Annotated in this window: 12 protein-coding genes and 1 pseudogene; 4 read left to right on the forward strand and 9 right to left on the reverse strand. The window is 65.6% G+C overall.

Annotation, left to right across the window (positions count from 1 at the left end):
* Positions 1–19: 19 nt before the first annotated feature.
* The 3 genes from ACFQI8_RS15130 to ACFQI8_RS15140 all read left to right on the forward strand — a co-directional run bounded on the left by ACFQI8_RS15130 (position 20) and on the right by ACFQI8_RS15140 (position 3,374).
* On the forward strand, positions 20–886 hold the full coding sequence (locus ACFQI8_RS15130; protein ID WP_390246215.1) for a DUF7847 domain-containing protein: 867 nt from the start codon (positions 20–22) through the stop codon (positions 884–886).
* A gap of 86 nt (positions 887–972) precedes the next feature.
* A complete protein-coding gene (locus tag ACFQI8_RS15135; protein ID WP_390246217.1) occupies positions 973–1,749 on the forward strand; it encodes an ABC transporter ATP-binding protein in 777 nt (258 codons plus the stop codon).
* Positions 1,746–3,374, forward strand: a complete 1,629-nt coding sequence (locus ACFQI8_RS15140; protein ID WP_390246219.1) for a hypothetical protein — start codon at positions 1,746–1,748, stop codon at positions 3,372–3,374. The genes ACFQI8_RS15135 and ACFQI8_RS15140 overlap by 4 nt, the downstream gene beginning before the upstream one ends.
* Before the next feature lie 60 nt (positions 3,375–3,434).
* On the opposite strand, the gene ACFQI8_RS15145 is transcribed toward ACFQI8_RS15140, so the two are convergent.
* The 4 genes and pseudogenes from ACFQI8_RS15145 to ACFQI8_RS15160 all read right to left on the reverse strand — a co-directional run.
* Entirely contained in the window at positions 3,435–4,664 is a 1,230-nt protein-coding gene (locus ACFQI8_RS15145) for an outer membrane protein assembly factor BamB family protein (protein WP_390246221.1), read from the reverse strand.
* 101 nt (positions 4,665–4,765) lie between these two features.
* A complete protein-coding gene (locus tag ACFQI8_RS15150; protein ID WP_390246223.1) occupies positions 4,766–5,629 on the reverse strand; it encodes an HFX_2341 family transcriptional regulator domain-containing protein in 864 nt (287 codons plus the stop codon).
* A gap of 603 nt (positions 5,630–6,232) precedes the next feature.
* Positions 6,233–6,640: a PPC domain-containing DNA-binding protein gene (locus ACFQI8_RS15155; protein ID WP_390246225.1), complete on the reverse strand. Its 408-nt coding sequence runs from the start codon at positions 6,638–6,640 to the stop codon at positions 6,233–6,235.
* A 607-nt stretch (positions 6,641–7,247) separates the two neighbouring features.
* Positions 7,248–7,404, reverse strand: a pseudogene (locus ACFQI8_RS15160) (SDR family oxidoreductase); the annotation flags it as partial.
* Here ACFQI8_RS15160 and ACFQI8_RS15165 point away from each other — a divergent pair.
* Positions 7,355–7,651 (forward strand): IclR family transcriptional regulator domain-containing protein, encoded by a 297-nt coding sequence (locus ACFQI8_RS15165; protein WP_390246227.1) that lies wholly within the window; start codon positions 7,355–7,357, stop codon positions 7,649–7,651. The pseudogene ACFQI8_RS15160 and the gene ACFQI8_RS15165 overlap by 50 nt on opposite strands.
* A gap of 211 nt (positions 7,652–7,862) precedes the next feature.
* Here the strand turns inward: ACFQI8_RS15165 and ACFQI8_RS15170 are convergent, their stop codons facing one another.
* The 5 genes from ACFQI8_RS15170 to ACFQI8_RS15190 form a co-directional block, all read right to left on the reverse strand.
* Positions 7,863–9,812 (reverse strand): archaea-specific SMC-related protein, encoded by a 1,950-nt coding sequence (locus ACFQI8_RS15170; RefSeq protein WP_390246229.1) that lies wholly within the window; start codon positions 9,810–9,812, stop codon positions 7,863–7,865.
* 79 nt (positions 9,813–9,891) lie between these two features.
* Positions 9,892–10,515 carry a rod-determining factor RdfA gene (rdfA, locus tag ACFQI8_RS15175; protein WP_390246231.1) on the reverse strand — a complete coding sequence of 208 codons (624 nt, stop codon included), beginning with the start codon at positions 10,513–10,515 and terminating at the stop codon, positions 9,892–9,894.
* A gap of 785 nt (positions 10,516–11,300) precedes the next feature.
* Positions 11,301–12,098 carry an L-rhamnose 1-dehydrogenase gene (gene rhcB, locus ACFQI8_RS15180; protein ID WP_390246233.1) on the reverse strand — a complete coding sequence of 266 codons (798 nt, stop codon included), beginning with the start codon at positions 12,096–12,098 and terminating at the stop codon, positions 11,301–11,303.
* Between the two features lie 51 nt (positions 12,099–12,149).
* On the reverse strand, positions 12,150–13,001 hold the full coding sequence (rhcF, locus tag ACFQI8_RS15185; RefSeq protein WP_390246235.1) for a 2,4-diketo-3-deoxy-L-rhamnonate hydrolase: 852 nt from the start codon (positions 12,999–13,001) through the stop codon (positions 12,150–12,152).
* 84 nt (positions 13,002–13,085) lie between these two features.
* On the reverse strand, positions 13,086–13,844 hold the full coding sequence (locus ACFQI8_RS15190) for an IclR family transcriptional regulator (RefSeq protein WP_390246237.1): 759 nt from the start codon (positions 13,842–13,844) through the stop codon (positions 13,086–13,088).
* Positions 13,845–14,108 lie beyond the last annotated feature (264 nt).

Below are 14,108 nucleotides of genomic sequence, written 5' to 3' on the forward strand. Positions count from 1 at the left end.
GTGCCGAGACGTGGCCGGTATGGCAGCCCTCCAATCCATCGGCACGGCCGCCGGGTCCCTCAGACGGAACCCGGTACTGTTCGTCGTCGCCGCGGCGTTCAGCCTCGTCCAACTCCCGTCGGCGTTCGCGCAGGCGGTCAGCCCGCTCATCGGGAGCATCATCTCGCTGGGGTTCAGCGGACTCACCATATTTATTGTCCCGTTCTTCCTCGGTGGCGTCCTCGGCATGGCGAACGAGGCCATCGACGGTCGCACCTCGCTCGGCACGTTCGTCAGCGAGGGAAAGACACACTACGTCTCACTGCTCGTGGTGTACTTCTCCCTGCTGGCCGTCAATCTCGTGTTGTCGTTCGTCGGCGTCTTCGTCTCGGTGTTCGCGGGTATCGCCATCCTCGGGAGCGACGGTGATGTGAGTACCGTCGCGCTCGCGGTGCTGGGTGTCGTCGTCCTCGCCGTGGTCCTCACCTACCTCGCCGTGGTGTTCGTCGTGCAGTTCTTCGGCCACGCCATCGTCATCGACGACCTCGGCGCAGTCGACGGCATCAAGCGAAGCGTCTCTTGCGTCAGGAACAACCTCGTGTCGGTCCTCGGCTACTCGGTCATCACCGGCCTCGGCGGTCTCCTCGCCGGCGGGTTCGCTGTCGTCATCTCGCTCCTGCTCACCCCGTCGCTTCGACATCAGGGGGCCGCAATGACCGGGTCGGGTGCCGGCGCTCCCGCCGCCTCGACCCTCTCGGGCCTGCCCACGGTCGGCGTCGTCGGCATGGTCGCCCTCGCGGTCGGACTCGTGCTCGTCAGCGGTCTCATCGGCGGCTTCTTCGCCGCGTATTCGACGGCGTTCTATCGGTCGATTCGCCCGACGAATCCCGAGACGACGACTCCCTGAGACGGCGGGCGAATCGACTCGTTTCTGTCGCTCGTGTATCAAGTCGCAACCGTTAGGCGTCAGGAGAGAAAACTGGGAGTCGTCCCATGCCCTCCACGAACGCGGACGCCGCGGTCGAAGCGGTCGACCTCAGGAAGACCTACGGCTCCGAGGTCGCGCTCGACGGCGTCTCGCTGTCGATTCCGAGCGGAACGGTGTACGGATTTCTCGGGCCGAACGGCGCGGGGAAGACGACGACGATGCGCATCCTGACGGGGCTCTCACGGCCCACGAGCGGTTCGGTCCGCATCTGCGGGCTCGACGTGAGCGACCGCGAGAAGCTCGCGCCGCACGTCGGCTACCTCCCGGAGACGCCGCCGTTGTACGACGAGTTCAGCGCCCGCGAACAGCTCGACTACGTCGCCGACCTCCGCGACATCCCGTCGGAGACCGCCGAGGCGCGCATCGACGACCTGCTCGGTGCATTCGGCCTCGTCGACGACGCGAACAAGCGCATCGGCACGTACTCGAAGGGAATGAAACAGAAGACCGCGTTCATCCAGAGCGTGCTCCACGAGCCGGACGTGCTGTTTCTCGACGAGCCGACCTCGGGGCTGGACCCCCGCGCGGCGAGACAGATTCGAACGTCAATCGGCGACGTGGCCGACTCGGGGTCGACCGTCTTCCTCTCGACGCACATCCTCCCCGTCGTCGAGGCCGTCGCCGACGAGGTCGGCGTCCTGTTCGACGGCCGCGTCGTCGCCGAGGGGACGCCCGACGAGGTGAAATCGCGCGCCCAGACGGGCGGCGAGGGCTCGCTCGAAGACGCGTTCCTCGCGGTCACGAGCGACGAGACGCGACTGTCGGGTGTCGCCGACGAATGAGCCTCCGACGAGACGTTCGCCACGGCCTGCGAATCGGGCGCGCCGAGTTCGTGCGGAGCCTCCGGGGGTACGCCTCCGAGACGCGCCGAATCGTCGGCCTCCTGTTGCTCTTGCTGTTCTTCGGCGGCAACCTCCTGGTTTCGCTCCCGGTCGTCTACGTCGCCGGCCAGAGCGCGCAATCAGTGACCGAGATTCCCTTCTTCGGCCCCGTCGCCACCGCGATACCGGTGGTGCTCACCCTGCTCGCGACGTTCCGAACGCTCGAACGCATCGGTCGCGTCGAACACGAGTCGCTCGTGCTGACGACGGTCCACCCGCGGGCCGTCGTCGTCGGACTCATCACCGCCGAAGTCGGCCGAATCGCCCTCTGGTTCGGACTCCCGTTCGCGGTCGTCGCCGCGACGTTCACAGCCGGTCTCGGCGCGCCGTCGCTTTTGATGACGGCGACCGCCGTCGTCGTCCCGCTCGCGTGCTGTACGACTGTCTGGGGCTACGCGGTCGGCATCGCCGTGCTCCGCGGATTCGAGCGCCTGCCCGGCGTCCGGCGCACGCTCAAAGTCGTCGGCTTCGTCGCGATGGTGGGGGTCGTCCTCGTCTCGCAGTCGGTCGGCCGGTCGCTGGCCGACGGCTCGCTCCCGGTCGATACACTGGCGGCGACGTTGACGTTCGGCCCACTCGCCGACTTCCTCGCGCTCGCGTTCGTCGGAACGCCGCTGGCTCGACCGTTCTCGGTGGCCGCCGTCGCCACCCTTGCGGCCATCGTCGCGCTCACGCCCGTTGGCCTCGTCGTCGCCACCCGGCAGGCGAGCGCGCTCTGGTTCGCCGACCGCGCGAGCGGACGCGACCGAGACTCGGCGGCGACGGTCGCGAAAGCAGACGGCTCGCCCGGCGGCTTCTCGACGCCGAAGCCGCTGTCGGCGACGAAGGGCGGCCACGTCGCGTGGGGCCTGCTCGTCCGCGGCGTCCGCCACCCGCAGAAGTTCACGCATCTCGTCATGCTGGTGTTCTTCCTCGGCCCGCTCGGCACGACCATCGTCCAGTCCTCGGCCGACGGCCTCGGACCGATACTCGCCGCGAGCGGGGCCGGTCTCGGGACCTACCTCGCGGGCGCGACGTTCGGCCTCAACCCCCTCGGCGACGACCGCCCGCAGTTTCCGATGTTGCTGTTGACCCCGACTGCGCCACGGGCGCTGGTCCGCGGTCGCGTCCTCGCCGGCGTGATTCTCGGCGTTCCGGTCGCGGCGGCGCTCCCGCTGGCGACCGTCGCCCTCGGCACGTCGCCGCTGTCGGCCGTCGCGTTCGCGCTCGTCGGCGTCCTCATGTGCCTCGCCGCCGCGGCCTTCGCAGTCGGCATCGGCGCGGCCTATCCGATATACGAGGAACGCGAGTTCTGGGGCGCGACGACGGTCGTCCCCTCGACGCTCGTGCTGATGGGGTTCATGTTCGTCGTCGGCCCCGGCACCGTCATCGGCCTCGTCGCCACGTGGTTCGGCGTCACCGGGCACCTCTCGGCGACGCCGCTTCTCGCAGGCGGACTCGGGCTGTACCTCCTCGTGACCGGCGGCGTCTCCTACGGCTCGTACCGCTACGCGATTCGGCGATATCGGACGTACACGTTCGACTGACGCGAGATGGCGTCATCGGTCGGCGCGAAACCCAATCGCGGCGGCGACGGCCCGCTGGCGTCAGTCCGCCACGCGGAACACGCCGGGGTTCCTGCCCATACCGGCGAAGTAAATCTCGGAATCGCGGACCGACAGCCCGCCAGTAGGCCGCGCCTCGAGCGCCTTCGACCACAGTTCCTCGCCGGACGCCGCCGAGACGGCGGAGAGGTGGTCGTCGCTCGCCACGAAGCGGGTGTCGCCGGCGACGACCGGCGGCCGGGCGAACGTATCGGCATCGAGCGACAGCGTCCACTTCGTCGCGCCGTCGGCGGCGTCGAACGCGGCGAGGCTCCCCCGCGAGGACTGGATGTGAAGCGTGTCGCCCGCGACGGCGGTCTGCGGACTTCCGTTCTCCGGGAGCGGGACCGACGCCCGCCACTGCGTCGACCCGTCTTCGAGAGCGAGGGCGAACACGCTCCCGCGGTGGGCGTTGTAGTAGAGGTGAGAGTCGCCGACCGCGAGCGGGACGCCGCTCTGCCGGAGGTCCTCACGTCGCCACACCTCCTCGCCGGTCGCGGCGTCGAGCGCGGCGACACCGGTCTGCTCGTGGTCGACGCCGATTGGCGTGTAGACGACGCCGTCGCGGGCGACGAGTCCGGGCGACGCCGTCGAGGCATCGTAGGTCCATCGCTCCTCCCCTGTCGCCGGGTCGCGCCCGAAGACGGTCGAGCCGCCGCCGTCGACGAGCGTCTCCGCGGCGAGCACCGGCGCGTTTTCCGGGGTTCCGTAGCCGCCGTTTCTCGTCCGCCAGCACCGCTCGCCGGTCCGGGCGTCGTAGGCCGCGACGAACTCCGCGGTCGAGACGAACATCGCGTCGCCGGCGAGCGTGGGCGTGGACTTGCCGTGCGCGTAGTCGACGGTCCACGCGTCGGCGGATTCGGCGGGTTGGGTTCCGGAATCGAGGTCGAGCGCGCGGTAGACGCCGTCCTCCCCGTCGCCGTCGCTGTAGCCGAGCACGCCGCGCCCATCGGCGAGTGCGACCGACGTGGCGAGCGCCGCGTCGCCCGCCGCGATTCGTTCGACGGTCGCGTCCGCCGAGGGGCCGGGGTCGGTCGTGTAACCGGTGTTGGCGAAGTCGCGCTGGAAGGTCGGCCACGCGCCCGTCACGTCGCCGACGGGCGCGTCGCGCCGGTAGTCTCGTTCGAGATCGAGGGCACCGAGTGCGCGGGCGACACAACCAGAGAGCGACGCGAGGGCGGTCGCACCGCCGGCCGCGAGGACGGCTCTGCGCGTCTGCATGTTGGAGGGCATACATATCTGGCTCTTGTCGCGACCGTACTAACAGTTGCCCTCGGAGCGGCAGGGACAAGTGGTCGCGGCGACGGCGGCAACCACGGGGGTAGCACCTCGCCCTACCGGTGTTCCACGAGCGCGTCGACCGGGTTGTCGAGAGCGAAATCGACGTTCTCGGACGGGTCGTCGGTCCGCGCTTCGAGGTCCGAGACGACCGATTCGGCGCGGTGGCGGAACGCGCGGAGCGTCTGTCTCCCCTCCTCGGTGAGTTCGAGATACCGGCGGGTGCCGCGCCGCGTGACCGCGACGTAATCCTGATGTTCGAGCGTCGCGGTGACGCGGTTGTCGAGGACGTTGTAATCGCCGGTGACGGGGTCGTAGTCTTCGGCGTCGCCGTCGACGCGGCCGCGCATGAAGTCGAGGCCGTAGCGGGCCGCCTCGGTGATGAGCGTCTTCTTCTTCGCGTGTTTGGCGTCGGTGTCGTGGGCCTCGATGATGGCGAGCGCGGCAACTTGGTCGGGCGACGGCGAGTCGATTTGGTAGGTAGTCAGGAGCGACGCCTGCGCGAAGCCCTCCGTGACCGGCGCGTCGAGGCCGTGCGGCCGGACCTCGGGGTCGACGACGTACGGTTCGGCGTCGGTGTGTTCGTCCATGCAGGCCATCGTCGCGCCGACGGCCGCGCGTTTGGTGCCGGCGGTGACGTTGACGCGGACGAAGTCGTCGGGGTGCCAGTCGGCGATGGTCGTAATCGCGCCCATCACCTCGTACATATCGAAGAGGTCCAAGTATTCGACGTCGGGCGGAGAGCCGACCACGTCGGCGATGCGGTCGACGACCGCCTCGTGGTAGGTCGGGCGCTCGACCGCGGGGTCCTCGTGTTCGAGGAGGTAGACCTTGTCCGGTCGGTCGTCCTCGATGGGGCCGACGATGCGGTCGTGTTCGCGCCACAGGGGGACGATGTGAACGCGGAGATGTCGTTTCATCTGTCACTCTCGGCCACGGCCCCCCGCGTCGAAAGTCATTCGATTGGGTACGTCACCCGTAGACGAACGAGAAAACGCCTGTAAGGGATAAATTCCGAGAAACACACGCTATTCATGCTACTCACGTGACTTACGGCAGTAACCGAGGAACCGCCAATATGGGTTGCCGACTACGAATAGTTGCCGCCGGCCGCGCTCCACGGACCGGCGGTTGCGACCCGCCGACGGCGGCGCGACCAGCGGTCCCCGGTCGCGTCCCCGCGGCGGAACCCGCGTCGGCGGACGACCCCCGGAACCCTCGCTCGGTGCGCTCGGGGCGTCGGCCAGTCCGCCGACATACGCCCTCGCCCTCGCCCTCCAGCCACCCACGCTTCGGCCCTCCACCACCGGCCGACGCCCCGACAGCGCCGCCTTTTCTTTCTCCGAACCGTCTCACAGCATCCGACGAGCGCGGCGCTCTCGAACCACAGGGCGCGCACGAAAAAGCGACCGAGTGTCCGCACCGCGAATCGCTCGGTTCGGCTCGGCTCGGTCCGGGTCAGTCCGGGTCAGTCCGGGTCAGTCCGGGTCGGTTTGGTCCGGCACGAGGCGGGGCAGACCAGCTCAGATGTCGAACACGTCGAGGCCGGTCCGCTCGTCGAGGTGGTGGGTCAGCGGCGTCTCGCCGAGATGGATGACGACCTCGAACGTCCCGGAGACGCGCGCGCCGGAACAGTGGCCGCCGAGCGTCTCGAAGTCGCGCGTGCCGACCTGAATGTGGGTGTGAATCTTGTCGGGGCCGATGTTGCCGAGGAAACTCGTCACCTCGAACTGGCCCGTGAACTCCTCTTCGAAGTACTCCTGGTCGTCCACGTCGTAGTGGCCGAGCGTGACGGAGTCGACCGCGCCGATACCCGTGAGAAAGCCGTGTTCGATGTCGAGCTCGTCGCGCACCGTCGCGAGCGAGTCGAGAACCTGTTCGCCGGGGTCCAGCCTGACGACGACCGTGTCGCCTTCGTTGACGTAGTCCATGGTTGTGCCCGAACGTTCGGTACAGCGCCGGCGGCGTAATATGTTTTGAAAGGCTCAACGTTGCGGGACGAACGACGGTATTAGATTGTTCTATATTCCGAGTAAACTATAAAATAATCAATTTCTATATGTATTTGAATCGAATCCTCTCTCGACATCGCGGCCGGCCGATTTCGCATCGAACCGGTGACCGCGGTCATCGCTCCCCATTCGCCAGTCTCGGCGGGTTACCTGCCCGCGATAGACCGCTTGACACGCAGGGAAACGGGGACAGTCAGCAGTCGTCGTCGAAATCTCGGACGACCGCGGACCCAGTAACCCAGTCCGACCACGCTCGGCCGGTCGTCACCTCGGACGCACGAGAAGTTAGAGAGCGGTTCAGGAACCGATAGAAGACGAGTTAGCGCGTTCTTTCGCCGGGCAGAGCTACCGCGACCGATACGCGAGACGTCTCGAAACCGCCGGAGAGACCCACCGACGACAACCATCGATTAAGGAACAGTAAGTACAGTATTTCGTATATGAAATTTTTTCTGTCATGTTTGGATACCTGTCTGGCTCAGTCGGCGCGACACGGAGTCGCCCGTGGCCGCAGTCGCACAGCACGTCACCGGAGCATCGAGCCACCGTCGACGGGGCAACACCGTGCCGGTCACGTAGCTCGCGCCGTCGCAGAGGAACGCGACCGTGTCGGCGACTTCGTCGGGCGTTCCGATGCGTTCGGGCGGGAAGTCAGCGGCGTACTCGGCGAGCGAGAAGGCCGTCCTCGCCCACGTGCCGACAGCGTGGGTCCACGAAATCACCGAGCGAGTCGGCCTCCCGAAGGAAACGGAACAGACGATTCACGACGAGGAGACGCTGTTCGACGAACTCGCCGAAATCAGAGAGCACGGCTACGCGCTCGGCGTCGAAGAGCAGAGTAGCGGCGTCCGCGCGGTCAGAGCCCCGGTCATGGGACCGGACGGCGACGCGTTCGGCGCGCTGAGCGCCACCGGCCCCGCTAACCGATGAACGGCGAGCAGTTCGACCGTCTCACCGAACTCCTCCCCGGCATCGCCGAGGAACTCGAACTGAGCATCGCGCTGTCCTGAGCGCGCCATCCAGTCGCCGTCGGTCCCCCTTCTCGTGACACACCTGATAGCGTAACTCGAAACGAGACGTGCCGTTCGCGACGCGACTGTCGCGGGTCCGAAAACGAGGGATTCGACCGCTGTCTGCGACGTTACGCCGGCGAGTAGCGCGGGTACGAACTGTCGACCGCCTGTGCGTCCTCTTCGAGGAGGGCGACGACGAGGAAGTCGGCGTAGTCCGCGAAGTAGTCCACGAGCCGCGAGATGCGGTTCGAGTCGATGGCCTCCAGCGAGTCGAGGACCATGAACGGCACCGTCTCGTAGACGTCGTGGATGAGGTAGCCCGCGAGCGCGAACACGAGGCCGGTCACCTCGCGCTCGGACTCCGAGAGGTGGGCGACGGAGTCCTCGTAGCTCACGCCGTCTTCGCTCGTCCGGATGACGTGGAGGTCGAACACCGACTTCGTGACCTTCCGTCGGCCCTCCCGAACCCGCTTTTCGGTGCGCTCGATCCAGATGCGTTCGAGGTTATCGTATTCGAGCACGTCGAGCACGTCGTCCATGTGACTGTTGAACTCCTCGACGGCCTCGGATTCGAGGCGCTTGATGCGTGTCCGAAGCTCCTCGAGTTCGTCTTCGATGTCCTCGCGGGCCGCTTCGAGTTCGTCGCGCTCGTCGAGTTTGCGCTCGATGTCGGCGATCTCGTCTTCGACGTCTTCGAGGTCGGTCCGGAGGCGACCGAGATCGTATTCGAGCTGGTTCGCCTCGCGGTGGAGGTCGAGCAGGTCGCCGTGTTCCTCGCTTTCGAGTTCGTCGACGGTCTGTTCGAGCGAGTCGATTTCGGCTTCGAGGTCCGAGCGCTCGGATTTGAGCTCCTCGATGCGCTCTTGGCGGGTCTCGCGCTCGCTTTCGATTTCCGACAGGCGGCGCTCGATGCGGTCGCGCTCGCGCTGGCGGCGCTCGTAGGTGGACTTCTCGTCTTCGAGTTCGGAGAGCTGTTCGCGGTGTTCGCGGTTGGCTTCGAGCTTCTCCTCGCGGAGCGACTGGAGGCGTTCGAGCGTCCCCTCGATTTCTGACTTGTCGACTTCGGAGCCGCACGTCCAGCAGACGACCTGGTCGTCGCCGAGGAGTTGGTCCGTGACGTTCCCGCCGGCGTCGTCGGCGTCGCGGAGCGCGTCCACGACGTCCGAAGAGGTGCCCGAGAGCATCTCCTCGTTGAACTGAATCACGGACTGAAGCTCGTTGACGGTCGACTGAATCTCCTGCCGGCGCGTCCGGAGCCGGCTGATCTCGGACTCGATTTCGTCGATTTTGCCGCCGGCGACCTCCGGGAGGTCCTCGGTGTCGTCCGCCAGCTCCTCTTCCTCGGATTCGAGCGCGTCGAGGCTCTGTTTCTCCGTCTCGATGCGGCGGTCCACGTCGTTGATATCGCGACGCTTGCTCCGGAGGTCGCCGAGCTTCGATTCGAGTTCGCTCTCGACTTCCTGACGCTCGCTGACGCTGGCGTCGTACTCCTCGACCTCCTGTTCTTTCTCGGCGAGTTCGTCTTCCTTCTCCTCGATTTGGTCTTCGAGCTTCGTCCGCCGGCGTTCGAGTTGCGGCAGGCGGTCGGAGAGGTTGCTGAGCGTCGAGAGCTCGTCGGCGATGTCGCGTTTCTCCTGTTGGAGCGACTCGATCTGCTCGTTGATGGACTCGACGTCGACCGGACGCATGATGAGGTCGCGGAGGTCGTCCCCACGGGCGACCGCCTGTCGGGCGTCGTTCGTCTCGAGCAGGAAGGAAAAGAGGTCCGCGAGGTCCGGGTCGTCGAGCACGGGTTCTCCGCCGGAGATGACGGTGTCACCCTGCCGCTCGAACGTCCGGGTGTACGTCTCGTCGCCGATGGTGAGCTCCACCGACCCCTCGTCGGCGTCGCCCTTGAGGGCGACGTCGTCGCTCCCGTGTGCGGCCATGATGGACCGCAAGAGCGACGTTCGGTTCGTGGCGTTCCGACCCGCCAACACCGTCACGCCCGGCTCGAACGACGTTGACAGGTTGTCGATGCCACCGATGTTCTCGACCGAAAGATGGAATTTGGATTTTGACACTTGTTCTGAGCTCATACCTTGACTCAATAGGTACACCAATATAAAATCACCCGTTGAATCGGAGAGAATGTGACAGTGCTAAGTATGTAATCGTTTAGTTCGACGCGCTCTCGTCGCAGTCGCACCCGCCGCGGCGGAGCAGTTCGACGACCTCGTACTGCGTCCCGCAGTCGCGGCAGTACACCTGCGTGTCCACGAGGACGTCGAAGTCGCCGAGCCGGAGTTTGCTCGTGTTTCGGAGCGAGTTCAGGCTCTGTTCGATGACCGCGACCAGTCGACCGCGGAGTCGCTGGATGGACTTGACGACGTTGTCGATTCTGTTTCCGGACGAGGAGTCCTTCGAGACGCCGCGAATCTCCGTCAGATAGGTGTAGACCGCCTGATGAGAGACGAAGTCCGAGAGCAGTTGGTCGACGTCGACGCCGCGGGACTGGAGCGTGTTCTTCGCCTGCACGCGCATCCCCTCCGTGGTCTCGTCGCCGGTGAGAAGCGTGTACAGGTTCTCGACCTCGCCTTCGAGAACGTCCTCGCCCGCCTTGCGGAGCGCGGCGTCGAGCACCGTCTCGTTCATCAGGTCCGCGAGGTCCCGGAGGCTGTCGCTGTCCTCGGGAGCCGTCCACCGCTCGGCGAGTCGCTCGCCGAACCCGTCTAAATCGTACATCTCGATAACCCGCTCTACCTTACTCAGGCGGCGATTCGTGCTTTGATCGGTACCCATTACACTGATTTCGCACGGTAGCGTAAAATATCTTCAGGTTCGGGGCCGGGTCTGGCGACCCGAGCGTCCGCACGCCATCCGACGATGCCGGACGGCGAAGTGGGCACAGAAAGGGCTCGAATGAGAACCGAGCGGTCGCTGACGGGCAGACTCCGAAGCGAGCAGACAGTCACAACTCACCGCGAAGCAGTCGGAAAAATGGAGCATCAATGGGACGTTGTGCTCGGTCGGTAGCCGCGCCACGTGTTCATGAGTACTAGTTGGGCAGGCGTACTCGGTGGGGGCTACCGTGCGTACAGTCTGACTGACGTACTGATGGCTGTCGTGCTGGTTGCACGGGATGCTGATCATGCATGGGGTCAGATTGCTCCGACCATGTACCACTATACAACATACGAATATGTAAATTATGTCTGTGGCCAGTGTTGCCAGACGAGCGAGATTCGGGGTTCAAAGCCGCGAGCCCGCCGCCGAGTCTCTGAAACGAATCGGCTATGTCGCGGGGTCGGCGACAGACCACCAAGTACGCTGGTGCGGCGCGAGTCGATGCAGACATCTCCGAGCCACCCTGGTTTCGCATCCTCACGGCGGTCGCGTGCGTCGCGACGGTCACGCCGTGCTTGCAGTTCGTCCGACTACCGAAGCTCTACACAACCAATATCCGATAATGCCGGACTTCGAGTGAGTGCTGTGGCCGAAAACTCGGGATATAGCTTATAGCTAGGGCAGTCGAAAGCGCCGATTTCGGACGCTTTGGACGACTCTCGAAGCAGTCGAGACGAATGCTAATGTTTGAGGTAGCCGCCATCGACGGCGATGGACTCGCCGGTAATCCAGTCGCCCTCCTCGGAGAGGAGCAGGACCGCGACGTGACCGACTTCCTCGGGTTGACCGATTCGGTCGAGGATGTGCACGTCGAGCGTCTCCGCGAGGATTTCGTCCGGCGACTTGCCCGACTGCTCGGCGTGTTCGTCGAGCCACGCCTCGACCATCGGCGTCTCGACGGTGCCGGGCTTGAGCGCGTTGACGGTGATGCCGTGGTCGCTCAGTTCCTTCGCCAGCACGGTCGTGAAGGCGAGGACGGCCGCCTTGGACGCGCCGTACGCGCCCTGTCCAGCGAACGGTCGCTCCGCGCCGACCGACGAGATGTTGACGATGCTACCCTCGATATCGCCGTCGACCATCCGGGCGGCGACGGCCTTGGAGACGAGGAACGTCCCCTTGGCGTTCACCTCGAAGTGGAGGTCCCAGTCGTCTTCGGTCGTTTCGAGGAGCGGGACGGCCTGCTGGACGCCCGCGTTGTTCACGAGGCCGTGGATGTCTCCGAGCGACTCGACCGCGGCGTCGACGGCGGTTTCGACGCCCGCGGCGTCCGTCACGTCGACCTCGTACACCTCGGCCTCGCCGCCCTCCTCGCGGACGAGTTCGGCCGTCTCCGCGGCCACCTCGGGTTTCGTGTCGAAAATCGATACGTCGGCCCCGGCGCGGGCGCAACGAACCGCGATACCGCGTCCGATGCCGCGCGCGCCGCCGGTCACGACAATATGCCTGTCTCTCAGTCGAGTGTCTGTGTGCGTGCTCATAGTGGGAAGTACCGCGATATCCTATAAATAATTGTGCTGTACGGCGGCCGGTTACTCGTCGCGCTCGGCGACGACGGGGTTGGTGAGCGTGCCGATGCCTTCGATTTCCACGTCGACGCTGTCGCCCGGTGCGAGCAGTTCCGGCGGGTCGCGGAAGATGCCGACGCCGCCGGGCGTGCCGGTGGAGATGACGTCGCCCGGTCGGAGCGTCGTGATGCCGCTGATGTACTCGACGACCTCGTCGACGCCGAAGATGAACTCGGCGGTGTTGGACTCCTGTTTCGTCTCGCCGTTGACGCGGCAGGCGACGTCGAGGTCGTGTGGGTCGAGGTCGCCCTCGGGGACGAACGTCGGTCCCATCGGGGCGAACGTGTCGTAGCTCTTGCCGCGGAAGAACTGGCCGTCGTCGAACTGGGCGTCGCGGCCGCTCACGTCGTTGATTGCGGTGTAGCCCGCGACGTAGTCGAAGGCGTCCTCTGCGTCCACGTTCTTGGCCGTCTGGCCGATGACGACGCCGAGTTCGACCTCGTAGTCGACCTCGTCGATGGCCGCCGGGTGGACGATGGGGTCGCCGGGGTTCGTGACGGACGTGCCGGCTTTCCCGAACAGAAGCGGGCGTTCGGGCACCTCTTCGTCCTGCTCTTCGGCGTGGTCGTGGTAGTTGAGACCGACGCAGACGATTTTGCCGGGGCGCGGCACGGGCGCGAGGAGCGTTACCTCCTCGACGGGGACCGACTGGTCCTCGGCGGCGTCTGCGGCGTCCTCGACGACAGTGAGGAAACCGGGGCTGTTGAGGTTCTGGACGGTGACGTCTTCGCGGAGGCCGGAAAGCGGGACGACGGCGTCGTCCCGGCGGACGCCCCATTCGGGGGCACTGCCCGCAGTGTATCGAACAAGTTGCATCGTTACACTCTGCCACAGCGTGATACGTAACTGTTGCGCTCTACGCAGGATTGCGACGACGGACTGGGAGGGCGCGGCGCGCGACTACGAGTACGTGAGGTTCACCTCGATGACGTTCGCGCTCTTGAGAATCTGGTTCGGCAGTTCCTCGGTGAATCGCTCCTCGCGCATCCGGCTTTTCGGCCCCGAGACGCTGACGGCGGCGATGGCGTAGTCGTCCTCGTTGAGTATCGGCGCGGCCACGCAACGCATGCCCTTGACGCGCTCTTCGTCGTCGTACGAGTAGCCGCGCTCGCGGACCTGCTCCAGGACGTCGAACAACTCCTCGCGGTCCGTGATAGAGCGGTCCGTCACCGCCTCCAGTCCGTGGCGGTCGAGGATACGCTCGACTTCCTCCCGCGGCCGGTTCGCCATGATAGACTTCCCGAGCGCCGTCGTCTGCAGTGGAACGCGCATCCCGGCGTGGGTGTCCAGTCGGACGGCGTCGGGACCTCGCGAACGGTACAGAAAGACGCCGACGCCGTGTTCCTCTATCATCAGGTTCGCGTGCTCCCCGGTCACCTGCGCGAGCTCGTTTATCTCCGGGCGAGCGATTTTGAACACCTTCTGTCGCGACCGCGCGTGAGCGCCCAACTGGAGGAACCGCGTGCTGACGTAGTAGGTGTCGCCCTCCTTGACGAGGTACCCCTGTTGTTCCAGCGTCCGCAGGTGGTCGTGAATCGTGCTGGTCGGCTTGTCGAGTCGCTTGGCTACCTCTGAGACGCCCGCCCCGTCGAGTTCCCGCAGGAGGTCGACGAGTTCGAGCGAGATTTTGACCGCGTTGACCGGGACGTCCTTCACCATAGTTAGGTGTGAATCCTCATCCCTCAAAGGTCTTTCCGCTATGGCCGGAAGTCGAAGATCGCAAAACAGGCGCTCCTGACGAAGCGGATTCAAATCCACGCGTCGGCCGGTGTGAGCATGCAGAAACCAGTCCATGAGCGATGACAATTATTTTCGAGTCAAAATCGATTCTGATCCTATGCTATGTTTCCCGGGTAGTCGTCATCAAGGTACTGGACTCATAGGTGGAAGAGAACCGCATCGACGAGTGACCCAATCTATCGC

Origin of the sequence: Haloferax chudinovii (assembly GCF_042663345.1) — an archaeon.
GTDB classification, from domain to species: Archaea; Halobacteriota; Halobacteria; order Halobacteriales; family Haloferacaceae; genus Haloferax; species Haloferax chudinovii.

Excerpts from the sequence above, each read along its gene's own strand:
- ACFQI8_RS15130 (WP_390246215.1), top strand. The coding sequence starts at position 20 with ATGGCAGCCCTCCAATCCATCGGCACGGCCGCCGGGTCCCTCAGACGG.
- ACFQI8_RS15135 (WP_390246217.1), top strand. The coding sequence starts at position 973 with ATGCCCTCCACGAACGCGGACGCCGCGGTCGAAGCGGTCGACCTCAGG.
- ACFQI8_RS15140 (WP_390246219.1), top strand. The coding sequence starts at position 1,746 with ATGAGCCTCCGACGAGACGTTCGCCACGGCCTGCGAATCGGGCGCGCC.
- ACFQI8_RS15145 (WP_390246221.1), bottom strand. The coding sequence starts at position 4,664 with ATGCCCTCCAACATGCAGACGCGCAGAGCCGTCCTCGCGGCCGGCGGT.
- ACFQI8_RS15150 (WP_390246223.1), bottom strand. The coding sequence starts at position 5,629 with ATGAAACGACATCTCCGCGTTCACATCGTCCCCCTGTGGCGCGAACAC.
- ACFQI8_RS15155 (WP_390246225.1), bottom strand. The coding sequence starts at position 6,640 with ATGGACTACGTCAACGAAGGCGACACGGTCGTCGTCAGGCTGGACCCC.
- ACFQI8_RS15165 (WP_390246227.1), top strand. The coding sequence starts at position 7,355 with ATGCGTTCGGGCGGGAAGTCAGCGGCGTACTCGGCGAGCGAGAAGGCC.
- ACFQI8_RS15170 (WP_390246229.1), bottom strand. The coding sequence starts at position 9,812 with ATGAGCTCAGAACAAGTGTCAAAATCCAAATTCCATCTTTCGGTCGAG.
- rdfA (WP_390246231.1), bottom strand. The coding sequence starts at position 10,515 with ATGGGTACCGATCAAAGCACGAATCGCCGCCTGAGTAAGGTAGAGCGG.
- rhcB (WP_390246233.1), bottom strand. The coding sequence starts at position 12,098 with ATGAGCACGCACACAGACACTCGACTGAGAGACAGGCATATTGTCGTG.
- rhcF (WP_390246235.1), bottom strand. The coding sequence starts at position 13,001 with ATGCAACTTGTTCGATACACTGCGGGCAGTGCCCCCGAATGGGGCGTC.
- ACFQI8_RS15190 (WP_390246237.1), bottom strand. The coding sequence starts at position 13,844 with ATGGTGAAGGACGTCCCGGTCAACGCGGTCAAAATCTCGCTCGAACTC.